At 61.1% G+C, this 25316-nt stretch carries 19 protein-coding genes; 11 read left to right on the forward strand and 8 right to left on the reverse strand.

Annotated elements, in window-relative coordinates; all coding sequences use genetic code 11:
* Nucleotides 1-776: 776 nt before the first annotated feature.
* Nucleotides 777-2087 carry a UDP-glucose dehydrogenase family protein gene (locus CIW50_RS22975; protein WP_149533490.1) on the reverse strand — a complete coding sequence of 437 codons (1311 nt, stop codon included), beginning with the start codon at nt 2085-2087 and terminating at the stop codon, nt 777-779.
* Between the two features lie 177 nt (nt 2088-2264).
* Here CIW50_RS22975 and CIW50_RS22980 point away from each other — a divergent pair, with 177 nt between their 5' ends.
* The 4 genes from CIW50_RS22980 to CIW50_RS29190 all read left to right on the forward strand — a co-directional run bounded on the left by CIW50_RS22980 (nt 2265) and on the right by CIW50_RS29190 (nt 8086).
* On the forward strand, nt 2265-3620 hold the full coding sequence (locus CIW50_RS22980) for a hypothetical protein (RefSeq protein ID WP_068738171.1): 1356 nt from the start codon (nt 2265-2267) through the stop codon (nt 3618-3620).
* Between the two features lie 59 nt (nt 3621-3679).
* Nucleotides 3680-4873 carry a methionine adenosyltransferase gene (metK, locus tag CIW50_RS22985; protein WP_089268239.1) on the forward strand — a complete coding sequence of 398 codons (1194 nt, stop codon included), beginning with the start codon at nt 3680-3682 and terminating at the stop codon, nt 4871-4873.
* Nucleotides 4874-5015: 142 nt separating this feature from the next.
* Nucleotides 5016-6437 (forward strand): adenosylhomocysteinase, encoded by a 1422-nt coding sequence (gene ahcY / locus CIW50_RS22990; RefSeq protein ID WP_149533491.1) that lies wholly within the window; start codon nt 5016-5018, stop codon nt 6435-6437.
* Between the two features lie 1493 nt (nt 6438-7930).
* The gene (locus CIW50_RS29190; protein ID WP_172980435.1) at nt 7931-8086 is read left to right on the forward strand and encodes a hypothetical protein; all 156 of its coding nucleotides are present in this window, start codon (nt 7931-7933) and stop codon (nt 8084-8086) included.
* A 216-nt stretch (nt 8087-8302) separates the two neighbouring features.
* Here CIW50_RS29190 and CIW50_RS22995 read toward each other — a convergent pair whose 3' ends face one another.
* The 3 genes from CIW50_RS22995 to CIW50_RS23005 all read right to left on the reverse strand — a co-directional run bounded on the left by CIW50_RS22995 (nt 8303) and on the right by CIW50_RS23005 (nt 11936).
* Nucleotides 8303-9001: a fumarylacetoacetate hydrolase family protein gene (locus CIW50_RS22995; RefSeq protein ID WP_149533492.1), complete on the reverse strand. Its 699-nt coding sequence runs from the start codon at nt 8999-9001 to the stop codon at nt 8303-8305.
* 76 nt (nt 9002-9077) lie between these two features.
* Entirely contained in the window at nt 9078-10880 is a 1803-nt protein-coding gene (locus CIW50_RS23000) for an ABC transporter ATP-binding protein (protein WP_149533493.1), read from the reverse strand.
* Between the two features lie 246 nt (nt 10881-11126).
* Nucleotides 11127-11936, reverse strand: a complete 810-nt coding sequence (locus CIW50_RS23005) for an outer membrane protein (protein ID WP_149533494.1) — start codon at nt 11934-11936, stop codon at nt 11127-11129.
* 431 nt (nt 11937-12367) lie between these two features.
* On the opposite strand from CIW50_RS23005, the gene CIW50_RS23010 reads away from it, so the two are divergent.
* Entirely contained in the window at nt 12368-13252 is an 885-nt protein-coding gene (locus CIW50_RS23010) for an AraC family transcriptional regulator (protein ID WP_246664424.1), read from the forward strand.
* A gap of 9 nt (nt 13253-13261) precedes the next feature.
* Here the strand turns inward: CIW50_RS23010 and galE are convergent, their stop codons facing one another.
* Nucleotides 13262-14275 carry a UDP-glucose 4-epimerase GalE gene (galE, locus tag CIW50_RS23015; RefSeq protein WP_149533496.1) on the reverse strand — a complete coding sequence of 338 codons (1014 nt, stop codon included), beginning with the start codon at nt 14273-14275 and terminating at the stop codon, nt 13262-13264.
* Nucleotides 14276-14390: 115 nt separating this feature from the next.
* Here galE and CIW50_RS23020 point away from each other — a divergent pair, with 115 nt between their 5' ends.
* A complete protein-coding gene (locus CIW50_RS23020) occupies nt 14391-15449 on the forward strand; it encodes a glycosyltransferase family 4 protein (RefSeq protein ID WP_149533497.1) in 1059 nt (352 codons plus the stop codon).
* Here the strand turns inward: CIW50_RS23020 and CIW50_RS23025 are convergent.
* Nucleotides 15431-15961 (reverse strand): HAD family hydrolase, encoded by a 531-nt coding sequence (locus CIW50_RS23025; protein WP_149533498.1) that lies wholly within the window; start codon nt 15959-15961, stop codon nt 15431-15433. The genes CIW50_RS23020 and CIW50_RS23025 overlap by 19 nt on opposite strands.
* Nucleotides 15958-17031 carry a lipopolysaccharide heptosyltransferase II gene (gene waaF / locus CIW50_RS23030; protein WP_149533499.1) on the reverse strand — a complete coding sequence of 358 codons (1074 nt, stop codon included), beginning with the start codon at nt 17029-17031 and terminating at the stop codon, nt 15958-15960. Before waaF ends, CIW50_RS23025 begins: the two co-directional genes overlap by 4 nt.
* A gap of 191 nt (nt 17032-17222) precedes the next feature.
* Between waaF and rfaD the strand changes: the two genes are divergently transcribed.
* From rfaD to CIW50_RS23045, 3 genes are read left to right on the forward strand one after another with little or no spacing between them, the layout of a single operon-like run.
* Nucleotides 17223-18203 carry an ADP-glyceromanno-heptose 6-epimerase gene (gene rfaD, locus CIW50_RS23035; protein WP_149533500.1) on the forward strand — a complete coding sequence of 327 codons (981 nt, stop codon included), beginning with the start codon at nt 17223-17225 and terminating at the stop codon, nt 18201-18203.
* A gap of 22 nt (nt 18204-18225) precedes the next feature.
* A complete protein-coding gene (gene rfaE1 / locus CIW50_RS23040; RefSeq protein ID WP_149533501.1) occupies nt 18226-19695 on the forward strand; it encodes a D-glycero-beta-D-manno-heptose-7-phosphate kinase in 1470 nt (489 codons plus the stop codon).
* The gene (locus CIW50_RS23045; RefSeq protein ID WP_149533502.1) at nt 19692-21602 is read left to right on the forward strand and encodes a nucleoside-diphosphate sugar epimerase/dehydratase; all 1911 of its coding nucleotides are present in this window, start codon (nt 19692-19694) and stop codon (nt 21600-21602) included. Before rfaE1 ends, CIW50_RS23045 begins: the two co-directional genes overlap by 4 nt.
* A 7-nt stretch (nt 21603-21609) precedes the next feature.
* Here the strand turns inward: CIW50_RS23045 and CIW50_RS23050 are convergent, their stop codons facing one another.
* Nucleotides 21610-22623, reverse strand: a complete 1014-nt coding sequence (locus CIW50_RS23050) for an MraY family glycosyltransferase (RefSeq protein ID WP_149533503.1) — start codon at nt 22621-22623, stop codon at nt 21610-21612.
* Nucleotides 22624-22879: 256 nt separating this feature from the next.
* Here CIW50_RS23050 and CIW50_RS23055 point away from each other — a divergent pair, with 256 nt between their 5' ends.
* Together CIW50_RS23055 and CIW50_RS23060 are read left to right on the forward strand one after the other, a co-directional pair.
* A complete protein-coding gene (locus CIW50_RS23055; RefSeq protein ID WP_149533504.1) occupies nt 22880-23878 on the forward strand; it encodes an NAD-dependent epimerase in 999 nt (332 codons plus the stop codon).
* A gap of 9 nt (nt 23879-23887) precedes the next feature.
* Nucleotides 23888-25300, forward strand: a complete 1413-nt coding sequence (locus tag CIW50_RS23060) for a mannose-1-phosphate guanylyltransferase/mannose-6-phosphate isomerase (protein ID WP_149533505.1) — start codon at nt 23888-23890, stop codon at nt 25298-25300.
* Nucleotides 25301-25316 lie beyond the last annotated feature (16 nt).

Below are 25316 nucleotides of genomic sequence, written 5' to 3' on the forward strand. Positions count from 1 at the left end.
GGGTCGGCTGAGACTGAAGCACGGACAACTGAATCACGGACGCGCGCTCGCTGCCGGGAGACGTGTTGTCACGAGGGAGTGCGGCATTGGAAATCGGTATCCCGCCTCGTCCGTTCATCGTTTCGAAAACGCATGCCGATCAAAACAGTCTTCACCGGCGTTGCCGTCACGTCCTCTCTGAATCGAATAATTCGAACTCCGCAACACCGATCTCGAAGATTGCAACGAAGATATCGGGCTATGAATCGAAAAATTCGATGTTTGAATCAAAAATGCGCAACTGCTTTCGTGTGAGCGACAACTTGGTTCGACGTTCGTGCAACGTGATTCAGATTGCGGGAACGCGAGACGATGTTGAAGCATAGTCACGCAATGGGTCGGAGACGCGATGCGCGCTTTGCGATCGTCCGATCTCTGTAAATGGGGCCGGAACCCACACCGTTTGAAAATGTAACGCTCATCCGGGACTTTGAATCGATATTCCTCGGTTTTGAATCCTCAGCGTCGGGTCTGCAACGCAAATAATGGATTTTGAATCGTCCATATCGACGTTTGAATCAAAATAGCGCAACGGCTTCGAGCTCGGTTCGTCTTCCACGAGATGACGATGCGTTGCGCCGGATTAAGACGACGATGTTCCGGAAGGGACAGGTGTTCGCCGGTCGCTCCACTCGCCCGCGAACGCGAAATCCAGGAGCTGGTGACGACCGGACCTTACCTGTCGGACCATCCCGAGCCGTTGAGAGCGGGTCCGGCGGCAATGCAGTGACGTCGTGCTACCTCTTTCCGCGCCCGATGCTCTCATAGGCGAAGCCGGCTTTCTCCATCTCCTCGGGCCGGTAAATGTTGCGCAGATCGACGATGACCGACTGCTTCATCTTCGCCTTCAGCTGCGCCAGATCCAGTGCGCGGAACTGCTCCCATTCGGTGACGATCACGAGCGCGTCGGCGCCGGTCGCACAGGCATAGGCATCGTCGCAATAGGCGATATCCGGAAGTTCGTGCTTGGCCTGTTCCATGCCGACGGGATCGTAGGCCTGCACGGTCGCGCCGAGATCCTGAAGGGCGGTGATCAGCGGGATCGACGGCGCCTCGCGCATGTCGTCGGTGTTGGGCTTGAATGTCAGTCCGAGCACGCCGACGGTCTTGCCGCGCAGATTGCCGCCGAGCGCGGCCGACACCTTGCGGGCCATCGCGCGCTTGCGGTTGTCGTTGACGGTGAGGACTGCCTCGACGATCCGAAGCGGCGCGTCGTAGTCCTGTCCGGTCTTCACCAGCGCGCGGGTGTCCTTCGGAAAACACGAGCCGCCGAAGCCGGGACCCGCATGCAGGAACTTCGCGCCGATGCGGTTGTCGAGCCCGATGCCGCGGGCGACGTCCTGGACATCCGCGCCGGTCCGCTCGGCCAGATCGGCGATTTCATTGATGAAGGTGATCTTGGTCGCAAGAAACGCGTTGGCGGCGTATTTGATCAACTCGGCCGTACGCCGGCCCGTATACATGATCGGCGCCTGATTGAGATAAAGCGGGCGATAGATCTCGGAGATCACCGTGCGTGCGCGCTCGTCATCGGTGCCGACGACAATGCGGTCGGGATGCTTGAAGTCGCGGATCGCCGCGCCCTCGCGCAGGAACTCCGGATTGGATGCCACGGCCACGTCGGCGTCCGGATTGGTTTCCCTGATGATGCGTTCCACATCGTCGCCGGTGCCGACAGGCACGGTCGACTTGGTGATGACGACGGTGAAATCGCGCAGGTTGGCGGCGATCTCGCGCGCGGCGGCGTGCACGTAGCTGAGATCGGCGTGGCCGTCCCCGCGGCGGGACGGGGTGCCGACCGCAATGAACACGGCATCCGCCGTCTTCACCGCTTCACTGAGGTCGAGACTGAAGCCGAGCCGGCCGCTTTTCACATTGCCGGCCACCAGTGCGTCGAGGCCAGGCTCGAAGATCGGGATTTCGCCACGGAGCAGAGCGTCAATCTTGGTGTCGTCCTTGTCCACGCAGATCACGTGGTGGCCGAAATCGGCGAAGCAGGCGCCGGACACAAGGCCGACGTAACCGGTTCCGATCATCGCAATGCGCATGGAGATAGCCCGTTCTGAGTGGTCGAAAGACGAGAAGTTGAAGCTGCCGCGTCTTAACAGAAGCGCGCGACTTTCACACGACGGCAGGCGGACCGAGGGGGTATTTCATCTGTGGGCAGACCGTGCTAAACAGTGGGCCAAGCATAATTCTGCCCACTTCCGGTCACATCTCCGCACATGAAGAACGATCAGATCCTCGGAATCATCTCCGATTTTTGCCGACAGGCGGAGATGGCGGAGTCGACCTTCGGTCGCCGGGCCGTCAATGACGGCAAGCTGGTCAATCGGCTGCGTGAGGGCAAACGTATCACCATCGACACGCTGGAGCGGATCCAGGCCTTCATCGCCCAGTCGATGCCGGAGGGCGTGCCGCCGCCACGCGGACTGGAGCCTCCGATCGAGCGGCGCGATCCGCGCAGCAATTTCCGCTTCTTCGAGAATCGGCAGAAATACCTGCTGTTCGTGCATACCTGCTCGGAAAAGCGGGTGATTGCCGACCGCGTCGGGCTCGAACTGGCCAGCATCCATCCGCGCCCGCCGGCGCTGCGGGTGTTCGATGCGGGCGTCGGCGACGGTACGGTGCTGGCGCGGGTGATGCGCTCGATGCATGGCCGTTTTCCGCATATGCCGTTCTATATCGCCGGCAAGGAGCTCAGCCTTGAGGACGTCCGGCTGACGCTGGACAAGGTGCCGGATCGGCTGTTCGAACATCCGGCCACGGTCTTCGTCCTGACCAACATGCACTATGCCGAGGCGCCCACACTGACCCCGGCATCGCCGGCCGCCGCAGCCGCCATGATCTGGCACGAAGTTCCGCTGCGGGGGGCTTCGTCCGGCGAATTCGCCGACCAGATTGCCGGACTTGGAGCTTTTCTTGAGGACAACTGGCGGGCCAGCATCAACCCCCGATCAGGCATGCCGACCTATGAACGGCCTGTGGCGCTGGTGGTTTATCGCGAAGATCACCGGTTCCTGCTGGATTCGATTATCCCGCGGGCAGGGCGCACGGAGGCCAATTTCGACCTGATTATCGCTTCCCAGCCCTATCGGGCGAAGTCTTCGGTGCAATTTCGGGCCAAACGGATCATGGCGCCGCTGGCACGGGCGCTGCGGGCCGGTGGGCGACTGATCGGTATCCACTCGCATGGGCAGGACCCCGGTATGGAGATCGTCCAAGCCGTCTGGCCCAAAGAAAACCCTTTCGCCGTGAGCCGTCATGAGCTATTGCGCGCAGTGAAATACGAGCTGGGCTCAGCCGGCCGCGATCTGAACTTCAATGCCTATTCCGACCAGCGGTCGATCTTTCGCTACGCCATGGAGGCGCTGCCGAACGAGGTGACCGGATCGATCGGAACTTCGACGGCTTTTGCGGCGTGGAACGCGGCGGTTTACGTGGCTCAAATCGAGGATGACCGTTTGACGGAAGTGACCCAGAGCGGCCGTTACCTGGATGCCACCCGAGAGGTTCTGCGCAAGCACAACGGTCTCTGGTTCTACGACGAATCCTACGTCATCTCGCGGCGTCGCGACTGACATTTCCGGAACAATCTGACGAGGCTGCCGTACCCGGCGCAAATAAAGAGGACCAGTTGATGCGCGCGTCTTATCTCTTCACCAGTGAATCGGTTTCCGAAGGCCATCCCGACAAGGTCTGCGACCGGATCTCCGACGAGATCGTTGATCTGTTCTTCCGCGAAGGCCCGAAGGCGGGCATTGATCCATGGGATATTCGCGCTGCCTGCGAAACCCTCGCCACTACCAATAAGGTTGTGATCGCCGGCGAGACCCGCGGTCCGTCCACCGTCACCAACGACCACATCGAAGCCGTCGTCCGTGCCGCTATCAAGGACATCGGCTACGAGCAGGACGGTTTCCACTGGAAGACCGCCGACGTCGAGATTCTGCTGCATCCGCAGTCCGCCGATATCGCACAGGGCGTCGATGCCAAGCAGCCGACCAATGCCGAAGAAGGCGCCGGCGACCAGGGCATCATGTTCGGTTATGCCACCAACGAAACGCCCGAGCTGATGCCGGCGCCGATCTTCTACGCGCACAAGATCCTGCGCCTGATCTCGGAAGCCCGTCATGCCGGTACCGAAAAGGTGCTCGGTCCGGACTCCAAGAGCCAGGTCACTGTGCAGTACGAAAACGGCAAGCCGGTCGGCGTGCGCGAAATCGTCGTCTCGCATCAGCACCTCGTCGAGGACATGACCTCGAACCAGGTGCGTGAACGCGTCGAGCCCTACGTCCGCAAGGCGCTGCCGGACGGCTGGATCAGCGACAAGACGATCTGGCACATCAATCCGACCGGCAAGTTCTTCATCGGCGGTCCCGACGGCGACGCAGGCCTGACCGGCCGCAAGATCATCGTCGACACCTACGGCGGCGCAGCCCCGCATGGTGGCGGTGCATTCTCGGGCAAGGACTCCACCAAGGTGGACCGTTCGGCTGCCTACGCCGCGCGTTACGTCGCCAAGAACATCGTTGCCGCTGGTCTGGCCGACAAGGCGACGCTGCAGCTCGCTTATGCCATCGGCGTAGCGCGCCCGCTGTCGATCTATGTCGACACCCACGGCACCGGCAAGGTCGCTGACGATGCCATCGAGAAGGCCGTTGCTGCAGCGATGGATCTGACGCCGCGCGGCATCCGCAAGCATCTCGACCTTAACAAGCCGATCTACGCTCGTACTTCCGCCTACGGTCATTTCGGTCGCACGCCGGACGCCGACGGCGGCTTCTCCTGGGAGAAGACCGACCTCGTCGATGCGCTGAAGCGCAACGTTTAACCACAAATTCGTCGTTCCGGAGCGTGAGCGCATCTTCGCGCATACGAACCCGGAACCCAGAAGTGACTATCACATCGAGATTCCGTGTTCGCTCGCGAAGGCGCGAGCGCTGCGGAGTCACTCTCTCATCAAGGATTAAAACATGACCGCCCCCAACGGTTTCACCGACTACATCGTCAAGGATATCAATCTCGCGCCATTCGGCCGTAAAGAGCTCTCGATCGCCGAGACCGAGATGCCCGGCCTGATGGCCACCCGCGAGGAATTCGGCCCGAAGCAGGTGCTGAAGGGCGCGCGCATTGCCGGCTCGCTGCACATGACCATTCAGACCGGTGTGCTGATCGAGACGCTGAAGGCGCTCGGCGCCGACATCCGCTGGGTGTCGTGCAACATCTATTCGACGCAGGATCACGCCGCTGCCGCGATTGCGGCGGCCGGCATCCCGGTGTTCGCGATCAAGGGCGAGAGCCTCACTGAATATTGGGACTACACCGCAAAACTGTTCGACTGGCACGGCGGCGGCCATCCCAACATGATCCTCGACGACGGCGGCGACGCCACCATGTATGTCCATCTCGGCCTGAAGGCGGAGAACGGCGACACGGCATTCCTGGACAAGCCCGGCTCGGAAGAAGAGGAAGTGTTCTTCGCGCTGCTCAAGAAGCAGCTCAAGGAGAAGCCGAAGGGCTACTTCAAGGCGATCGCTGAGAGCATCAAGGGCGTCTCGGAAGAAACCACAACGGGCGTGCATCGTCTGTACGACATGCAGAAGGCCGGCACGCTGCTGTGGCCCGCGATCAACGTCAACGACAGCGTCACCAAGTCGAAATTCGACAACCTCTATGGCTGCCGTGAATCGCTGGTCGACGGCATCCGCCGCGGCACCGACGTCATGATGTCCGGCAAGGTCGCGATGGTCGCCGGCTTCGGCGACGTCGGCAAGGGCTCGGCCGCTTCGCTGCGTCAGGCCGGCTGCCGCGTGCTGGTGTCCGAAATCGATCCGATCTGTGCATTGCAGGCGGCGATGGAAGGCTATGAAGTCGTGACCATGGAAGACGCCGCACCGCGCGCCGACATCTTCGTCACCGCGACCGGCAACAAGGACATCATCACCATCGAGCACATGCGCGCGATGAAGGATCGTGCCATCGTCTGCAACATCGGCCACTTCGACAACGAGATCCAGATCGCGACCTTGAAGAACCTGAAGTGGGACAATATCAAGCCGCAGGTCGACGAGATCACCTTTCCGGACGGCAAGCGCATGATCCTGCTGTCGGAAGGTCGCCTCGTGAACCTCGGCAATGCGACCGGCCATCCGTCCTTCGTGATGTCGGCATCCTTCACCAACCAGACGCTGGCGCAGATCGAACTCTACGCCAACAACAAGGACGGCAAGTACAAGAAGGAAGTCTACGTGCTGCCGAAGTCGCTCGACGAGAAGGTGGCCCGTCTGCATCTCGCCAAGATCGGCGTCAAGCTGAGCACGCTCAGCAAGGAACAGGCTGCCTATATCGGTGTGAAGACCGAAGGCCCGTTCAAGGCGGACCACTACCGCTACTGAGTTCGGCTTGATGGTTTGAATGAGAAAAGCCCCGGAGCGATCCGGGGCTTTTTGTTATTCGGATGTTTTCGCTTGCGGTGTAAGCGCTGACCGCTCGGCAGTCATTGCGGGCGTAGCGAAGCAATCCGGAAGGCTCGAGCGAAGACCGGATCGCTTTGTCGCAAGGACGTGGAGAGGCAGGCATTCGCGGCTAGCGGGATGCGCGGGGGTGAAGATTCACACCGGTTCACAGCCGAACAACTAAAAACTCAAAATGCTTCCTGAAAAGGTGAGCTAGAGGCCTTTGCATCAAGGCATTCCGGTATAGACGACGTGATTTAAGTGTTGTTCGGGGCAAAAATTATTGCGGATGCTCGTCCTGCAGGTTCGCCGCTTAGCTGCGCCGCGGGCAGCACAAAGTCGAAAGCACATCGGACGGCATACTAGATGTCGAAATCGGTAGTTTCTACATGCCGGACACCTCTCGACTGAACTACTAGATGTCGAAAACGAGGTGCCGCCACCTCGAGCTGATCAGTTGATTCCGTCCATGATGAAAAAATAGGTATAGGCGCTGGAGGAGACTGAGGGATGTGGCAGCGAGCCCCTCGGAGGTTTCGGGTCATCGCCACCTATCAAGGCAGCGACTGCTTGCCGGTCGCACGGCGCCTGCTTCTCCGAACCGCCCTGACGGACGGGCGCGGCGCCTTCACATCCGGAAGAGGCGGAACGGCTGTCGCCGAGACGCAGCAAGCTATGCCGAAGCCGTTCTCGAAAACCTGCATCGCTTCAGGACTACCGCTACTTGTCAGGCAGGCTGCGTGTTCCCCTACAACACGGTTGAATTCGAACCTTGTCAGTCAACAAAGCCTCGCGTTATCGGGATTGCAATCGCAGTTTCCTTGGCGCGTGGCGAATCCTTATGGCGATCACTCAATTCTTTGAAGATCAGCCCGAGTCCTTAAAAGGGCATTCATTTCATTTCTTTGTTGTGAACGCACGTTTGCTGTGAATCCTTTTGCTTCGATTTGTTCTCCATCCGCGCCGCGTTTCGCGCAAGGTATCCGATCGATGCAGTATGTCGTCGCTCTCGGAAGGAGAACGGCGCGATCGAGGTGATGCCTGGTTCGTGATGGAGTTACGTCACGGATGAATTCGATCGTGGTCGCCGAATGTTTGCCGAAGATGACGGGATTGTCGCGGCTTCCGGCGTAATCAGGTCAAGGGGCTTACGTTGCGAGCTGACGCTGTACGCATCTCGGCCGATCATTGGCTCTGTGAGACCGATCACGACGGGATGGAAATCGATGGCGTGTTCAAGATGATGGCTGAGGCTTTGGCCGCTGCTACGGCATTTACAAATCGCGTTCCTCTGGCCTTGTCGCGACTTTCTGATCGCGGCGTTGGAAAATTAAAGCGATCGGATTGAGGGACTTGTGCCTTGCAAAAATTGCATTCAGCATTTTTGCGTGGCCGCGAACGTTGCGGCCATCGAATGAAAAGCGGAGTCATTGATGAATACGATTGGAAGCAAGGGGATCAAGATCGACGACAAGAAACTTTCGAACATCATCGATGCGACGAGCGGCCGGGCAATTGCGTGGGCAGAAGAAGTGCGGACTATGGGAGAAGAAGCCGAAAAGCGGCTCGTAGTCCTCGGCGTGCCGTAAGGGAAGGTGTGGAACATTCGCACGCGCACCGCGTGCGGGCCTAGGCAGTCGAGCTTACGATTATAGCGTCGTTGGATCTTACGTGAAGATCATCCGTAGCCCCACGTGGTGTAACGAGGCCGAGTTCAAGCTGCATCGTGGGCTCTCCTCCGGGAAGGCTGAAACGACAAAGGCCGCGCGTGACGCGCGGCCTTTCGCGGTAAAGGTGTGCCTGGCTTACTTGGGTGCGGTGATTTCGAACTTCAAGGAGCCGATGCCGTCGACGCCGCATTCGACCTTGTCGCCGGGCTGAAGCGCCGCAACGCCGGCCGGTGTACCGGTCAGGATGACATCACCGGCGCCGAGTTCGACCTGCAGCGAGAGCTTGGAGATGATCTCGGCGATGTTCCAGATCATTTCGGACAGGTCGCCCTTCTGTCGTTCGATGCCGTTCACCGAGAGCCAGATCTTGCCCTTGGAGGGATGGCCGACCTTCGAAGCGGGGGCGAGCGCGCCGGTGGGCGCCGACATGTCGAACGACTTGCCGATCTCCCAGGGCTGCTCTTTCTTGCGCGAGATGGTCTGGAGGTCGCGGCGGGTGAGGTCGACGCTGACGCCATAGCCCCAGACATGGTCGAGCGCCTTTTCCGGCGAGATGTTGAGGCCGCCGCTCTTCAGCGCGACGACGAGTTCGACTTCGTGCTGCATGTCCTTGGTCAGCGTCGGGTAGGGGATCTCGCTGCCGTCCGGAACGATCATGTCGGCGTGCTTGGCAAAGAAGAAGGGAGGGTTGCGCTCGTCATTGCCGAGTTCGCGGATGTGTTCGAGATAATTGCGGCCCACGCACCACACGCGGCGCACCGGGAATTTCGTAGTCTCGCCCTGAACGGCGACGGCGGCCTGCGGCGGAGGGGTGATAACGAACGATGCGGTCATGGACGGCTCTCGGGCTGGTTGTGAAGGCTGGGATCAAAACGGATGCCGCTTGCGCGGCAGACAACAGAAGCAAGTCTTACGCCGACGCGTCGAGCGGTGCCAGCGGCGAGGCATCACGATGCTGCAAGCGGAAGAACGATGCGTAGCGTCCGCCACGGCGCAGCAGGTCGTCGTGGCGGCCGCGTTCGACGATCTCGCCGCCCTCGACCACAAGAATCGCATCTGCGTGCATGATGGTGTGCAGCCGGTGCGCAATGACGATCGTGGTGCGGTTCTGGCAGAGATGCTCGATGGCCTCCTGCACCGATTTTTCGGATTCGGAATCCAGCGCTGCGGTAGCTTCGTCCAGCAGGATGACCGGTGCGTTCTTCACCAGCGCGCGCGCAATGGCGATACGTTGGCGCTGGCCGCCGGAGAGTTGTGCGCCATGCTCGCCGACAGGGGTGTCGTAGCCCAGCGGGAAGCCCATGATGAAATCATGGGCGCAGGCGGCCTTGGCTGCCGCGACGATCTCGTCTTCCGTGGCGCCCGGTTTGCCGAAGGCGATGTTCTCGCGGATCGTGCCGCGGAACAGATAGACGTCCTGGCCGACATAGGCGGTCTGGCCGCGGAGTGAGCGCCGCGAGACCTGGCCGATCGACTGGCCGTCGATGGTGATTTCGCCTTCGCTGACCTCATAGAGTCGCAGCAGCAGTGCCAGCACGGTGGACTTGCCGCCGCCGGAGGGGCCGACCAGCGCGGTGACCTTGCCGGGCTCGGCGACGAAGCTCATGCGGTTGAGCACCACCTCATTGGGGCGATAGCGGAACGTCACGTCCTGCAGTTCAACGCGCGCATCGGTCAGTTTGAGCGCCGGCTTGTGGTCGTCATTCGGCTCGGACGCCGGACTGTCCACGATCTCCAAGAGTGTATGAGCGCCGATGATCTGACTGTTGAGATCGATGTTCAGCCTCGCCAGCCGTTTCGCCGGCTCATAGGCCAGCAGGAAGGCAGTGACGAAGGAAAAGAATTGCCCGGGTGTCGCGCCCATCGCCACCACGCGATAGCCGCCATACATCAGCGACGCTGCGATGGCGAAACCGCCGAGGGTTTCCATCAGTGGACTGGAGCGGCTGGAGACGCGCGCCATCTTGTTGGCGTTCTGCTCGACGGCCGTGATGCTCGCTTCCATGCGCTGCTGCATGGTCTTTTCGAGTGTGAAGGCCTTCACCGTGCGGATGCCCTGGAGCGATTCCTGCATCACTTCCAGAATCTCGGTGGTGCCGGTAAACTGGTTGCGGGCGAGGCCCTTGATGCGGCGGACCAGTTTCCGCAGCACCAGCATGGCGGGCGGCGCGACGAGGAAGCCGAACAGCGCCATATAGGGGTCCTGCATCACCATCACGCCGACCAGCGCAATCAGCGAGAGCAGGTCGCGGCCGACCGCGTTGATCAGCAGGCTCAGCACCTGCGTCACCGAATTGGCGCCGGCGGTGAGCCGCTGCAGGAATTCCGACGAATGCCGCTCCGAGAAGAAGCCGATGCTCTCGTTCATCAGCTTGGCGAACAGCCGGCGCTGATTGTTGGCAACGATGGCGTTGGAAATCTTCGACAGAATGACGGTATGGCCGTAGGTCGACGCGCCCTTGATCAGGAAGATCACGACCACGAAGCCCGAGAACAGCGCGATACGCTCGATGCTCTTGTCCACATAGGCCTGGTTGATGACCTCGCCGAGCATATAGGCGGCGCCCGCGGTGGTCGCGGCGGAGACGGCCATCAGCAGGAAGGCCAGGAGGTAGCGCCGCCAATAGGTGACCGCCTGTTCGGCGACCAAGCGGCGGATCAGCGCCCAGGCGCCGTAAGGATCGTCAGTGACTTTGCGAGTAATCTTGGCCATCCGCGGTCCAGCGACGGCGCCGGGCAGGGATTTGCCGAGGCGTCAGGGTCAGCTTGCGAAACAGCCGCCTGATTGCCCGTTAAATCGCGGTTTTTCAAGCCAAATTCGGGCTTGCCAAGACTTTGTTAACCCGTTGGCCCGGCGGTGTCCGCCGCCGGATTCGGGCCGATTTTGCCCCAGAATCTCTCGGAAGCGCGGCGCGCGACGGGTACGCGCCGTGCTTCCGGATGGCAGGACTTAACCCGATCAGAACCGGTAATTCACGCCCGCTTTCATGGTGTGGAACTTGGTATCGACCGAGATGCTGGAGTTGGAGGAGAAGCCATTGGCGACGTCGTTGACGGCGGTGGAGAACAGCGTGCTCCGGCCAAGATCAACATAGAGATATTCGGTCTTGAACGACCACTGCGGGGTGAATGCGTATTCCAGGCCCGCGCCGGCGGTCCAGCCCCACTGTGTCTGACCGACGGAAACCGCCGCAACCTGGCCGAGCACGCCATTCGGGCCGGTCAGAGTAAAGTTCCCGTTGGTGTTGACCCGGCCATAGGCGCCGCCGCCGGTGCCGTATAGGAACACGCGGTCCCATGCATGACCGAGCCGTCCGCGAATCGTGCCGAACCATTCGACTTCGGAGCCGGTGCCGAATGCCGCGGACGTGGTCACGCCGTTATTGTTCAGCGTCTGATTGCCCTCGAAGCGGCCCTTGATGCCCGACCACTGGAAGTCGGTCTCGATGCCGACGACGAAGCCGCCATTGTATTGATAGTTGTAGCCGGCCTGTCCGCCGCCGAAGAAACCGCTTGAGGTCAGGCTGAATTTTCCTTCGGTGCCGGCAACGAGCGCGGCTGCCTCGGCCTGCAACTGCCGCTGTGTAGCCTGAAACGGATAGTCGAACTTGTCGCCGCCGAAACCGACATTGGCGCCGACATAGAAGCCGGTCCAGGAGAACGCCTGAACGGGCGCGACCGGCGCCTTCACCGGATAGGAAATGTCGGCCGCAACGGCAGGAACGGCTGCACCGATAAGCAGTGCTGCGCCGGCGAATACTCTCTTCATGATCAGGCCCCTCAGTTTCTTGCACGCGGCAAGCGATGTCCGATGCGTCGCCATCATCAGCGATCGCATGTGAAGTGTCGTCGAGCTAAGGCATCTGCGAATGATGCCGGGACTCGCGGCTTCCACGTGCACAATGACACGGCTGGCGGAGAGGTCTTGTTCATGGGCGTAACAGATTTTAGTTCTCGCGCACTGCCACTAAACTTCGCGTCGATGTGGCGTTGTCGCAACAGCATATATGCGCACTACACAAGCGCGGTTGCAGACGTCTGATGTCGTCATGCTGAATATTTGTTGGTGATGTGGTCGCCTGCTGCTGCTACACTTGTTTTCGGAAATGAGTTGGACGCATGCATCAGGCCAGTTTCGTCTCAGATGGATTTGATCCGGAATTGCCGGATCACCAAAAATTCGCGCTGTGGTGCGAAAATATGGAAGCGCTCACCTGCTGCGTGGACATCACACGTGCTGAAGACCGGCCATTCTCGGCCTTCGTGCACTGGGCAGATTATTCGAATGTGCGGGTCACCCGGTTCGGCGGCACGTTCAGTCGAATCCGGCGATCCAGTACGGCAATCTCGCGCGGGCCGGACGATGATTTCTGTCTGATGTTTCATCGAGGCGAGGGGACGTTGGTTGTCGATCAGGTCGGGCGCGAGACGGCCTTGCCGTCTGACAGAGCGTTTCTCGGCACAAACGGACGTCCGGCCGATTTGCGATCGAATGCGGATTTTTCGTCGACGACGCTGACCGTCAGCAGGGAACGCCTGTTGCCCCTTATCGGCAATGTCGATGACCTCCTTGTTCACCCACTCCACGAACGGCGCGCAGCTGTGGCTCATTTGCGGCGCTATATCGACATCTCGGTCGATCTGCTGCGTGATCCGCAGGATGCGCAGCTCGATAGCCATATCAGCACGACCTTGCTGGATCTCACCGCGCTGGCACTTGGTGCCCGCGGCGACGCTGCGCAACTTGCGTCGATGCGCGGTCTACGCGCGTCGCGAACGCAGGAAATCATCGCAGAGATCGATCGCCATTTCGCGGATCCGGGTTTCTCGGTGGGGCAGGTCGCGCGCCGGCTGGATGTGTCGCCGCGCTATCTCCAGGACCTCCTGCAAGATACCGGATCGAGCTTCACCCAACGCCTTCTGGAGCGCCGTCTGCAACATGCGATGCGTTTGCTGACGAGCGAGCAGGGCGATCGGCTGAAGATCAGTGAAATCGCACTGGCCAGCGGTTTCAACGAGATCTCATACTTCAATCAGCGATTTCGTCGGCGTTTCGGCGAGACGCCGACGCAGTGCCGGCGCTGATCTGACTACTCAGGCCGATTTCGCCATCAATTCGATCCCATGGCGCTCGCGGGCGAGCTTCTCTTCCCAAGCCAGCGCGTGGCGTGCGATGGTTTCGAGATCGTCGTATTGGGGCGTCCAGTCCAACGTCGCGCGGATCCGGGACGTATCGGCGATCATGGTCATGATGTCGCCGTCGCGTCGCGGCGCGTGTTGAACGGCGAAATTGCGGCCCGATGCACGTCGCACGGCTTCGATCGTTTCCAGCACCGAATAGCCGCGGCCGTAACCGCAATTCAGGGTGGTCGATGTGCCGCCTTCGCGCAGGTAGCTCAATGCGGCGCGGTGGGCCTGAGCGAGGTCGCTCACATGGATGAAATCGCGGATGCAGCTTCCGTCGGGCGTCGGGTAATCGGTTCCGAACACGTCGATCTTGCTGCGCTGGCCCGTCGCGGCCTCGACGGCGATCTTGAGCAGATGCGTCGCGCCCATGGTGGCGAGACCAGTTCGGCCCTGCGGATCGGCGCCGGCGACGTTGAAGTAACGCAGCGCGACAAACTCCATACCGTAGGCCGGTGCGATGTCGTGCAGCATGATCTCAGTCATCAGCTTCGATGAGCCGTAAGGTGACAGCGGACGCGTCGGAGCATCCTCGGCCACAGGCGTGAAATCGGGATTACCGTAGACGGCTGCGGTCGATGAGAAGATGAACTTCTTGACGCCGCATTTCACAGCCGCGCTGAGCAGGTTGCGCGTCGTCATCGTATTGTTGCGATAGTAACTGAGCGGGTCGCGCATCGATTCCGGCACGACGACGGAGCCGGCGAAATGGATGACGGCATCGATGCCATGCGCGACGATCACGCCCTCGACGAGATTCTCGTCAGCGACATCGCCGATGAACAGCGGAACGCCTTCGGGGAGATAGGTCGAGAAGCCCGTCGAAAGGTTGTCGATCACGACCACGCTCTCGCCGGCTTCCACCAGCGCATGGACCATGTGACTTCCGATATAACCGGCGCCGCCGGTGACAAGGACGGTCATTGGATTTGCTCACTCTCCCGTTTTGGGAACGCTATCCCGCCCGGGATGAAGAGTGGGTTTCGACGGCCGGCAACTGGCCACTATGCTTAATGTTGCGTATAGGAAATCGGGCGAAATGGAGTCACCTGTGCCGATTGCGGGCAAAATGGCCGATAAATTGCAGTTGATCGTCACGAATCTGCACTGGCGCTACTCCGGTGTGACGGCGACCAATCGCATGGTGGCGCCGAAACTTGCGAATATGTTCGACGCAACATGGCTCGGATCCGACGCGCCTGCCGGCATTGCGCGCATGGAGACCGGCGACCTCATGAAATTGTGGCTGCGCCGCAAACCGGTGATCTGGCACGCGCGGCGCAACAACGAGATGATCGTCGGCGTCTTGCTGAAGGCGCTCGGATGGCCGCTGAAACTGCTCTTCACGTCGGCCGCGCAGCGCCATCATACCTGGATCACGCGCTGGCTGATCAACCGGATGGACGCCATCATCGCCACCAGCGACATTTCCGCGTCGTATCTGAAACGATCGGCGACTGTGGTGACGCATGGCGTCGATACGGAGCGCTATGCGCCCCCCGTCGATCGTGCAGAGGCGTTTGCGGAAGCGAACCTGCCGGGGCGTTATGCGATCGGCTGCTTCGGTCGCGTGCGCGCGCAGAAGGGAACTGATCTTTTCGTTGATGCGATGTGCGAGTTGTTGCCGCGCTATCCGGATTTCACCGCCGTCATTGTCGGGGCCATCACGCCGGACCAGATCGGCTTTGCGGATGGGCTTAAGAAGAAGATCGCTGACGCCGGTCTGCAGTCGCGCATCGTCATCACCGGCGAGTTGCCGATCGAAGACGTCGAGCGATGGTATCGGCGCCTGACGATCTACGCTTTTACCTCGCGCAATGAGGGCTTCGGTCTGACGCTCATCGAGGCGATGTCTGCAGGAGCTGCGCTGGTCGCAACGCGTGCGGGTGCCGCGGAGATCGTGGTTGAGGAGGGCGTTACCGGGAAACTCGTGACGACCGGCGATGCGGCGGCGTTCACGCTGGCATTGGAACCGCTGATGCGTGATCCAGACGCTGCTGCAGCCATGGGTGAACGTGCGCGCTTGCGTGTGCTCGACAAGTTCAGTCTCGATGCGGAAGCGCGAGGAATTGCCGAGGTCTATCGCAGGCTGCTCTGACCCTGCAGGATATCCGCAACGAACGCGTCAAGATCGCCGCCGGCAAACAGGAAGCCGGGCAGATGCGCGGCCTTGGCCGCTTCGATATCCGTATCGCGGTCGCCGATGGCAAAACTGCCCTCGCGCTGCACCGGCCAGTGCTGCATCAGATCGAGGATCATGCCCGGGCTCGGCTTGCGCCAATGGTGCTCTTCCAGATAGCCGGCGACGGATCCGGCCGGATGGTGCGGACAATATCGGACGTCATCGATACGGGCGCCTTGCATCGCGAGTTCGGAACGCATCCACTTAAACAGCGTGTTGAGTTCGTCTTCGGTGAAATAGCCGCGCGCGACGCCGGACTGGTTCGAAAACAGGAAGACGAAATAGCCGGCGTCATTGAGCCGGCGAATGGCCTTGGCCGCGTTCGGCATCCAGCGGATGCGATCGGACGTGCCCATATAGCCGTCGTCGTAATTGATGACGCCGTCGCGATCGAGAAACGCTGCGGGCTTTGTTTGCGTGGTCGTCATATCTGCGCGCTTCTGGTGGATGCCTCGGCCATCACGCCTTGAATGATCCCGGCAACTTCTTCGGCCGGAATGTCCCGCATGCAGGCGTGGTTGTTCATGGTGCAGACGGGCCTGTGGCAGGGTTGGCACGGGATAATGGTCTTGGTCTGCACGGTGGCCGCCAGCGGATTGAGGGGACCCCATAGCTGCGGGCTGGTCGGTCCGAAAATGCCGACGGTCGGCGTGCCCACGGCGGCCGCAATATGCATCAGGCCGGAATCATTGGCCACGGCAACATTGGCCGCGGCCATGCCGATCACGCCATTGCGCAGGTCGTTGGTGGTGAGGTCGCGAGCGCGGGGACCGGCGGCAGCAATGATTTCGTTGGCGAGGTCCCTCTCGCCGAGGCCGCCGATGATCCAGACGTCCAGTCCGCGCTCGACCAGCAGTTTTGCGGCTTCGGCGTAATAGGTCCAGCGTTTGGAGGAACCGACCGAACCGGGGCCGAGCGCCACGGCCGGACCGGTTCCCAGCCCATTGGCCTGCCGCCAGCGCGCGATCTCGTCGGCGGGCACGCGGAACTGCGGCACGGGCCATTCCGGCGGCAACGGCGTGCCCTCAGGCAGCGCCAGCGCGCATTTCTTGTCGATCATGCGCGGCAGCTTTTTCTCGCCCCAGCGCCACTGGTTGAGCAGGCCGAAGCGGACCTCGCCGACGAAACCGATGCGTTCCGGAATGCCGGCCAGGGCAGGGGCCAGCGCGGATTTCCAGGTCCGCGGCATCACCAGCACGGTGCCATAGTTACGCGCGCGCAGGGTGGCCGCCAGTTCCCACTGTTTAGCCAACGCCAAGCGGCCGCGGGGCAGGTCCCAGACGATGCCGGCGCGCACGCCCGGCATGTAGTCGACCAGCGGGGCGACCAATTTGGTGACCAGCAAATCGACCGGCCGGTTCGGCCAGCGCTCCTTGAGAACCCGCACGACCGTATGACCCCGGACGAAATCGCCGATCCACATATAGGGCACGATCAGGATCGGCCGGGTATCGTCCGGATCGACCATCACGCCCTGGTATGGGGAATTTACGTTCATTCTTTCAAGGACTTCGCTGTTCTGCCGCGGATCATATCCGGCTCACGTCGGTACCCGCTCCATTCCTGCAGGTAAAGCCATTTGGGATGTTTCCAACCATGTCCCCATGGCCGCCTCGACATCCCGCCGCCCAAGTTGCCTGTGGGGCGGGGTTGAGGCAAAGGTGGGTCAATCATGAGATCGGGGACTTCATGCTGCTTGTGACCGGGGGAGCCGGTTTTATCGGATCGAACGTCGTGGCCGCGCTGAATGACGCCGGCCGCGCGGACGTGGCCGTCTGCGATGTGCTCGGCCAGGATGGAAAATGGCGCAATCTCGCCAAGCGACAACTTGCAGATGTGGTGCCGCCAGCCGAACTGATGGGCTGGCTGCAGGGCCGCAAGCTCGATGCGGTCATTCATCTCGGCGCGATTTCGGAAACCACAGCGACTGACGGCGATCTGGTCATCGAGACGAACTTCCGGCTGTCGATGCGTCTTCTGGACTGGTGCACGGCCAATGCGACGCCGCTGATCTACGCATCGTCCGCCGCGACCTACGGCGATGGCGTGCAAGGCTTTCGCGACGAGCAGACCGTTCCCGAACTCAAGAAGCTTCGGCCGATGAATCTTTACGGTTGGAGCAAGCATCTGTTCGACCTCGCGGTGGCCGAGCGCGTCGCCAAGGGCGAAAGGATGCCGCCGCAATGGGCCGGCCTGAAGTTCTTCAACGTGTTCGGGCCGAACGAGTACCACAAAGGCTCGATGATGAGCGTACTCACGCGGCGCTTCGACGATATCAAGGCCGGCCGCGGCATCCAGCTGTTCAAGTCGCATCGCGACGGCATTGCGGACGGCGATCAGCGCCGCGACTTCATCTATGTCGAGGACGTCGTCCGCGTGATGATGTGGCTGCTGGCGTCGCCCAATGTCAGCGGCATCTTCAATGTCGGGACGGGAACCGCGCGCAGCTTCAAGGACCTGATGCTGGCCGCCTACACCGCGCTCGGCACCGGGCCGAACATCGATTATATCGACATGCCCGAACAGATTCGCGGCAGCTATCAGTACTTCACGCAAAGTGAAGTCGATCGGCTGCACGGCGCCGGTTACAATGGCGGTTTTACAACCTTGGAAGATGCGGTCTCCCACTATGTGAAGGGCTTCCTCGACCAGCCCGATCGCTTCCGTTGACGGCACAACAGGTAACGGTGTGATGTTTGATTTCGATGCCCTGTCGCATGCGATCGCCGACCAGACGGTGCTCTGCGTCGGCGATCTGATGCTCGACGAATTCATTTACGGCGAGGTCTCGCGGATTTCTCCGGAAGCGCCGGCGCCGGTCATCGCGGTCCAGCGCAGCGAGACTAATATCGGCGGCGCCGGCAATGTCGCACGCAATATTGCCGCCCTCGGCGCGAAGTGCATCTTCGTCGGTCTGGTCGGTGAGGACGATGCCGGCGCAACCCTCAAGGGCGCGCTCGCGCAGGAGCCTCTGATCGAAGCATTGCTGGTCGCGGATCCGTCGCGTCCGACGACACGCAAGGTGCGCTTCGTTTCCGAGCATTTCTCGACGCATATGCTGCGCGCCGACTGGGAACTGGCCGCGCCGGCGTCCGCGGTCATCGAGCAGCAGTTGATCGATACGATTTTGCCGCAGCTTGCGCGCGCCGATATCGTGCTGCTGTCCGATTACGCCAAGGGCGTGTTGACCGCGCGGGTGATCCGCAACGTCATCGACGCGGCAAAGAAGCTCGGCAAGCGCGTCATCGTCGATCCCAAGAGTGCAAATTTTGCAATCTATCGCGGCGCGACTTTGTTGACGCCGAACCGCAAGGAGTTTGCCGAGGCAACGCGCAGCCGTGCGGATAGTGACATCAACATCGCATCCGCTGCACAGGAAGCGATGATCCTGGCGGATTGCGCCGCGATGCTGGTGACCCGGAGCGAGCACGGCATGACGCTGGTGCCGCGCGATGGCGAGCCCGTCCATGTGCCGGCGTTGCCGGTCAAGGTGCGCGACGTCTCGGGTGCCGGTGACACGGTGGCGGCGATGCTGGCTGTAGCGCTCGCGGCCGGGGCTGACTGGGAAACGGCATTGCGTGCGGCAACTGCCGCAGCAGCAGTCGCCGTCAGCAAGAAGGGGACGGCGGTGGTTACACCGCCTGAACTGCGCCGCCGGATTTTGCCGCACGCGTTTCTGGCCGCCGAAGAGAAAATCGTGGCATCGACCGAGCTGGATGCGCAACTCGTCGACTGGCGCAAGCAGCAGTTACGGATCGGGTTCACCAATGGCTGTTTCGACATCCTGCATCCCGGCCATGTGAAGGTTCTGACGGCGGCGAGGGCGACTTGCGATCGCCTGATCGTCGGTCTCAACAGCGACGCCTCGGTGAAGCGTCTGAAGGGCGAGGGGCGCCCGGTGCAGGACGAACGCGCCCGCGCAGAAGTGCTTGCGGCGCTGGAAGCGGTCGATCTGGTCGTGATTTTCGAAGAGGATACCCCACTGAACCTGATTACGCAGATCGCGCCGGCGACGCTGGTCAAAGGCGGCGATTACACGCGAGAGCAGGTGGTCGGCCATGAGGTTGTCGCCGCCAACGGCGGAGAGGTGATCCTGATCGATATCCTGCAAGGCCACAGCACGACGTCGCTGGTCGAGCGCGCGCGCAGCGGGCAGTCATGACACGCATTACACGGTTTACCGCGCGCAACTGGATGATTGCGATCCATGATGCCGTCGTCACGGCGGCTGCGGTCGTCCTCAGCTTCGTGCTGCGTTTCGACGGCGAGAACCTGTGGGATCGGCTGCCGCTGCTCCTGAATATCCTGCCGTACTTCGTCATCTTCAGCTTTTTCGTCTGCTACGTGTTCAATCTGACGACGACGAAGTGGCGCTTCATCTCGCTGCCTGACCTGCTGAACATCATCAAGGCATCCACGGTGCTGACGGGCGCGCTTCTGGTGCTCGACTACATCTTCCTGGCGCCGAACGTGTACGGTACGTTCTTCCTCGGCAAGACAACGATCATCATCTATTGGTTCATTGAGATCTTTTTTCTCAGCGGAACCCGGTTGGCTTATCGTTATTTCCGCTACACGCGTACGCGCAATCAGGCGCGCGCGATGGATGCGTCACCGGCACTGCTGATTGGTCGTGCGGCCGATGCCGAAGTGTTCCTACGGGGCATTGAGAGCGGTGCCGTCAAGCGCATGTGGCCGGTCGGCATCTTGTCGCCGGCGATGTCCGACCGTGGACAGGCGATCCGAGGCGTGCCGGTCCTCGGCGGCATCGACGATCTCAGTAATGTTGTTGATGACTTCAGCGCGCGGCAACGCCCGATCGAACGGATCGTGATGACGCCGTCGGCGTTTGAAGCAGAGGCGTTGCCCGAGTCGATACTGATGCGTGCGCGCAAGCTCGGGCTGACGGTCAGCCGGATTCCGTCACTCGAGGAAAGCCGCGATACGCCGCAATTGGCGCCGGTGGCCGTCGAGGATCTGTTGCTGCGACCGAGCGTCAAGATCGACTATGCCCGGCTGGAGAATTTCGTGCGCGGCAAGGCGATCGTCGTCACCGGCGGTGGCGGCTCGATCGGCTACGAGATCTGTGATCGCGTCATTACTTTCGGTGCGGCACGGCTGCTCATTATCGAGAATTCGGAGCCGGCGCTTCATGCGGCCATGGAAAAGCTGGCGGCCAAGGTCACCAGCGCGGCGATCGAGGGCCGCATCGCCGATGTCAGGGACCGCGAGCGCATTCACCAACTGATGATCGCCTTCAGGCCGGATGCGGTGTTTCACGCAGCTGCGCTGAAACATGTGCCGATCCTGGAGCGTGACTGGGGCGAGGGTGTCAAGACCAACATCTTCGGCTCCGTGAACGTCGCAGATGCGGCACTCGCCTCGGGCGCGGATGCGATGGTGATGATCTCGACCGACAAGGCGATCGAACCGGTGTCGATGCTCGGCCTCACCAAGCGCTTTGCAGAGATGTATTGCCAGGCGCTCGATGGCGACGCCATCAGCGGCAGTGCCGCCAAATCGCCCATGCGGCTGATCTCGGTGCGGTTCGGTAATGTTCTGGCATCGAATGGATCCGTCGTGCCGAAGTTCAAGGCGCAGATCGAAGCCGGTGGGCCGGTGACGGTGACGCACCCCGATATGGTGCGCTACTTCATGACCATCCGCGAGGCCTGCGACCTGGTCGTCACCGCTGCAACCCACGCGATGAATGCGCAGCATGCCGATGCATCGGTCTATGTGCTCAGCATGGGGCAGCCGGTGAAGATCGTCGATCTCGCCGACCGCATGATCCGACTCTCCGGGCTTCAGCCCGGCTACGATATCGATATCGTATTCACCGGTGTTCGCCCGGGCGAGCGGCTCAACGAGATATTGTTCGCCGAGCAGGAGCCAACCAGCGAGATCGGTATCGCCGGCATCGTTGCTGCGCGCCCGAACGAATTGCCGCTGGAAACGCTGAACGGCTGGCTTGCGATCCTGCGGAAAGCCATCGATGCTGACGAGCACGAAATCGCTGTGGCGACATTGAAGGACGCCGTGCCGGAATATCAAGCGGCGGCACAATGAGGCTGCGTCAGCGGCGCGGTGTCGAGAACGCCCGCAATACCGCGGCGACGGCGATGGTGCCAAGTACAAGCAAAGCTGCGTCGGCGAGGCCCGAGCGGAGATAGATCGACAGCCCCGCGAGCGCCGCCAGGCCGATATTGAGTATGAACACCGTTCGCACCACCTCGATCACGGTGAAGCCATTGTCCGTCGCGCGCTGATAGAAGTGCGAGCGATGCGCCAGCCATACCGGCTCGCGTTTTGCCAGCCGCCGGAGCAGGGTGACGGTCGCGTCGGCAAGGTAATACAGCGGCAGCAGGATGGCGGCCGCCAGATGGCCAGCATAGGCCAGTTGCAGGAAGCACCAGGCCAGCAACAGCCCGATGGGGAGGCTGCCGACGTCGCCCAGAAACATCTTCGCGACGGGCCTATTGAACGGCGCGAAGCCGAGTGTGGCGCCGCAAAGTGCCGCGGCAATGAGCGCCGTCGATAACGGCAGTTGCCCGGAGAAACCGATCAGCACCAGCGCCGTGGTGATCGGAATCACCTCCGCTACCGTGATCCAGTCGAGCCCATCCATGAAATTCACCAGATTGACGAACCAGAGTGCGGCGAGCAGCAGCAAGCCGCGTTCGATCCAGAGAGGAAGAGCCGGCGTGATCTGCAGTGCCGGGGGCAGGGCAAACAGGATCGCGGCAATACTGACGGCTTGCAGCAGCAGTCGCGGTGTCACGGAAATCGGACGCAGATCATCAATCGCGCCGATGGTCGCGATCAGGATCGTTGCACCGAATAGGACCCACAGTGCCGGTATCGCGGGAACGGGAAGAACTGCAATCGAGCACCCGGCAACCAGCAGTGTGATTGATATCACCGCGATTCCGGCGCCTTGCGGTGTCGGAACCTTGTGGGACGATCGGGCATTCGGTCGCGCCATTGCGTAGCGGATCAGCAGCGGATGAATGGCCTTGATGCAAACCGCGGACAGAACGGCGGATACAACCAGAGCGACGAAGGTTGTAATCAGTTCGAATGACGACATCGGGATGACATTGGTGGAAGGAATGATACGGATCGCAGGGAAGGCGTGGGTCGCAATGGGACAAATAGTTCGGAGTTATGCACGGCGGCTCTTCTTATCCTGTTTTCATGGCATAGCTAGCGGCGAAGGCCGCGCTTCTGACGCAATCGGATGCTGCGATGCCGAAGTGTTGCAGCATCATCGCCCGGATGGCTAATGGAATGCGACACGGATCGTCATGCAACGTGGCGATTCCTGGCGAATGTCTGGGGACACGATGTCTGAACAACCCATCCTTGTCACCGGTGCTGCGGGTTTCATCGGTTTCCATGTGACGCGGCAGCTGCTGGCCGAGGGCCGAACGGTCGTCGGCCTCGATAGCGTCAACAGCTATTACGATCCGGCGCTGAAGGAGGCGCGGCTGAAGCTGCTGGAGGGTCAGCCTCGCTTTACCTTTGTGAGGGCGAATCTGGCAGATCGTCCCGCGATCTCGGCGTTGTTCGGCGAATACAAATTCCCCGTTGTCATTCATCTGGCTGCGCAGGCGGGTGTACGCTATTCCATCGAGCAGCCGCACGCCTATGCCGATGCCAATCTCGAGGGCTTTCTCAATATCCTCGAAGGCTGCCGGCACAATGGCTGCGCGCATCTGCTCTATGCGTCGTCATCCTCGGTCTATGGCGCCAACAAGAAGAAGCCGTTCTCCGTCAGCGACAGGGTCGACAATCCGGTCAGTCTCTATGCTGCGACGAAGAAGGCGAACGAGTTGATGGCGCATTCCTACAGCCATCTCTATCGCCTGCCGACCACCGGGCTGCGGTTCTTCACCGTCTATGGCCCTTGGGGGCGGCCGGATATGGCGATCTTCCTGTTTACCAAGGCGATCCTCGACAAGCAGCCGATCAAGCTCTTCAATCACGGTAACATGCGTCGCGACTTTACCTATGTGGACGACGTTGTCGGTGCTATCGGGCGGCTGATCGATCATGTGCCGACCGGCAGCGAGGACGAGGCGCCGGCGCGGATCTACAATGTCGGTAACCACAAGCCGGAGGATCTTTTGCATGTGGTCTCGGTTCTTGAGAAAGAACTGGGGCTGGAAGCCATCAAGACGATGCTGCCGATGCAGCCGGGCGATGTGCCTGAGACTTTTGCCGACGTGGACGATCTGATGCGTGACGTCGGCTTCAAACCGGATACCTCGATCGAGGAGGGGATTCGGCAATTCGTGACGTGGTATCGCAGCCACTACGGTAATCTGAACGCGAAGGCTTGAGAGCGACTGATGAGCAAGCGCATTATTCCCCTGATCATGTGTGGCGGTGCCGGTACCCGTCTGTGGCCGTCTTCGCGTGAGGGGCGCCCGAAGCAGTTTCTGCCGTTGTTCGGGCCGCGCTCGACCTTTCAGGACACCGTGATTCGCGTGTCCGATGCCGGCTTGTTCGATCGTCCCATTGTCATCACCAGCGCCGCCTATCGGTTCATGGTGCGCGAACAACTCGCTGAAATCGGGCTCGATGCCGACATTCTGTTGGAGCCGGCGCGCCGCGATTCAGGTCCGGCCATTGCCGCCGGCGCTGCGTTCGCCCAGACCCGCGATGAGGATGCGGTCGTGCTTGCGCTTGCGGCCGATCATGTGGTGCGCGACGTGCCGGCCTTCGTGGCGGCGTGTCGTGCGGGTCTGGTGGTTGCCGATGCCGGCCATATCGTGACGTTCGGCGTGCAGCCGGAGCGTCCCGCCACCGAATATGGCTATATTTCACCGGGCCAGGTGCTTTCCGGCGAAGTGAAGAGTGTCGCCAAATTCGTCGAGAAGCCGGACCTGCAGACGGCAACCGGTTATATCGAGGCGGGTTATCTCTGGAACAGCGGCAACTTCATGTTTCGAGCGGGGATGCTGCTCGATGAATATCGCCGCGTCGATGCCGATAGCGTCGAGACCATCACCAGCGCTGTGGCGAAGGCCGGCCGCGATCTCGGCTTCTTTACGCTCGATGCGGATGCTTTCGGGAAGGCGAAATCGATCTCTGTCGACTATGCCGTGATGGAGAAGACGACAAAGGCGGCCGTGGTGCCTGTGTCCTGCGGTTGGTCGGATGTCGGCTCTTGGCTCGCAGTGTGGGAGCTCTCCGACAAGGATGCGCAGGGCAACGCCGCGCAAGGCGTGGCGGTGTTCGAGGACTCGCGCAACTGCAATGTGGCCAGCGATGGTCCGGTGGTGGCGCTGGAGGGCGTCGACGATCTCGTGGTGGTGGCGACGCACGATGCTGTGCTGGTTTCCCGCCAGAAGGATGCTAACGGCTTGAAACGGCTTGTGGCGAAGCTGAAGGTCACGGCGCCGCAGGTCACCGAAGATCACCTCAAGGTACATCGCCCATGGGGATCCGTGCAGGCGCTGGAAGACGGCGAGCGCTATCAGGTGAAGCGCCTTGTGGTCAGAGCCGGAGAGCGGCTGTCACTCCAGATGCATCATCATCGCTCCGAGCACTGGATCGTTGTGCGTGGCACCGCGAAGGTGACGATCAACGATCTGATCAAGACTGTCCACGAGAACGAGTCGATCTACATCCCGCTCGGTGCCACGCATCGTCTGGAAAACCCCGGCAAGATTCCGCTCGAGTTGATCGAAGTCCAGACGGGAAGCTATCTCGACGAGGACGACATCGTTCGCATCGAGGACGACTACAAGCGGAACTAGCGATCACTTCACCTCA

Origin of the sequence: Tardiphaga sp. P9-11, assembly GCF_008329525.1 — a bacterium.
Classification (GTDB): Bacteria; Pseudomonadota; Alphaproteobacteria; order Rhizobiales; family Xanthobacteraceae; genus Tardiphaga.

Bases quoted from the DNA above. Each gene is read 5' to 3' on its own strand.
- CIW50_RS22975 (WP_149533490.1), bottom strand. From the start codon at position 2,087: ATGCGCATTGCGATGATCGGAACCGGTTACGTCGGCCTTGTGTCCGGC.
- CIW50_RS22980 (WP_068738171.1), top strand. From the start codon at position 2,265: ATGAAGAACGATCAGATCCTCGGAATCATCTCCGATTTTTGCCGACAG.
- metK (WP_089268239.1), top strand. From the start codon at position 3,680: ATGCGCGCGTCTTATCTCTTCACCAGTGAATCGGTTTCCGAAGGCCAT.
- ahcY (WP_149533491.1), top strand. From the start codon at position 5,016: ATGACCGCCCCCAACGGTTTCACCGACTACATCGTCAAGGATATCAAT.
- CIW50_RS29190 (WP_172980435.1), top strand. From the start codon at position 7,931: ATGAATACGATTGGAAGCAAGGGGATCAAGATCGACGACAAGAAACTT.
- CIW50_RS22995 (WP_149533492.1), bottom strand. From the start codon at position 9,001: ATGACCGCATCGTTCGTTATCACCCCTCCGCCGCAGGCCGCCGTCGCC.
- CIW50_RS23000 (WP_149533493.1), bottom strand. From the start codon at position 10,880: ATGGCCAAGATTACTCGCAAAGTCACTGACGATCCTTACGGCGCCTGG.
- CIW50_RS23005 (WP_149533494.1), bottom strand. From the start codon at position 11,936: ATGAAGAGAGTATTCGCCGGCGCAGCACTGCTTATCGGTGCAGCCGTT.
- CIW50_RS23010 (WP_246664424.1), top strand. From the start codon at position 12,368: ATGGAAGCGCTCACCTGCTGCGTGGACATCACACGTGCTGAAGACCGG.
- galE (WP_149533496.1), bottom strand. From the start codon at position 14,275: ATGACCGTCCTTGTCACCGGCGGCGCCGGTTATATCGGAAGTCACATG.
- CIW50_RS23020 (WP_149533497.1), top strand. From the start codon at position 14,391: ATGGAGTCACCTGTGCCGATTGCGGGCAAAATGGCCGATAAATTGCAG.
- CIW50_RS23025 (WP_149533498.1), bottom strand. From the start codon at position 15,961: ATGACGACCACGCAAACAAAGCCCGCAGCGTTTCTCGATCGCGACGGC.
- waaF (WP_149533499.1), bottom strand. From the start codon at position 17,031: ATGAACGTAAATTCCCCATACCAGGGCGTGATGGTCGATCCGGACGAT.
- rfaD (WP_149533500.1), top strand. From the start codon at position 17,223: ATGCTGCTTGTGACCGGGGGAGCCGGTTTTATCGGATCGAACGTCGTG.
- rfaE1 (WP_149533501.1), top strand. From the start codon at position 18,226: ATGTTTGATTTCGATGCCCTGTCGCATGCGATCGCCGACCAGACGGTG.
- CIW50_RS23045 (WP_149533502.1), top strand. From the start codon at position 19,692: ATGACACGCATTACACGGTTTACCGCGCGCAACTGGATGATTGCGATC.
- CIW50_RS23050 (WP_149533503.1), bottom strand. From the start codon at position 22,623: ATGTCGTCATTCGAACTGATTACAACCTTCGTCGCTCTGGTTGTATCC.
- CIW50_RS23055 (WP_149533504.1), top strand. From the start codon at position 22,880: ATGTCTGAACAACCCATCCTTGTCACCGGTGCTGCGGGTTTCATCGGT.
- CIW50_RS23060 (WP_149533505.1), top strand. From the start codon at position 23,888: ATGAGCAAGCGCATTATTCCCCTGATCATGTGTGGCGGTGCCGGTACC.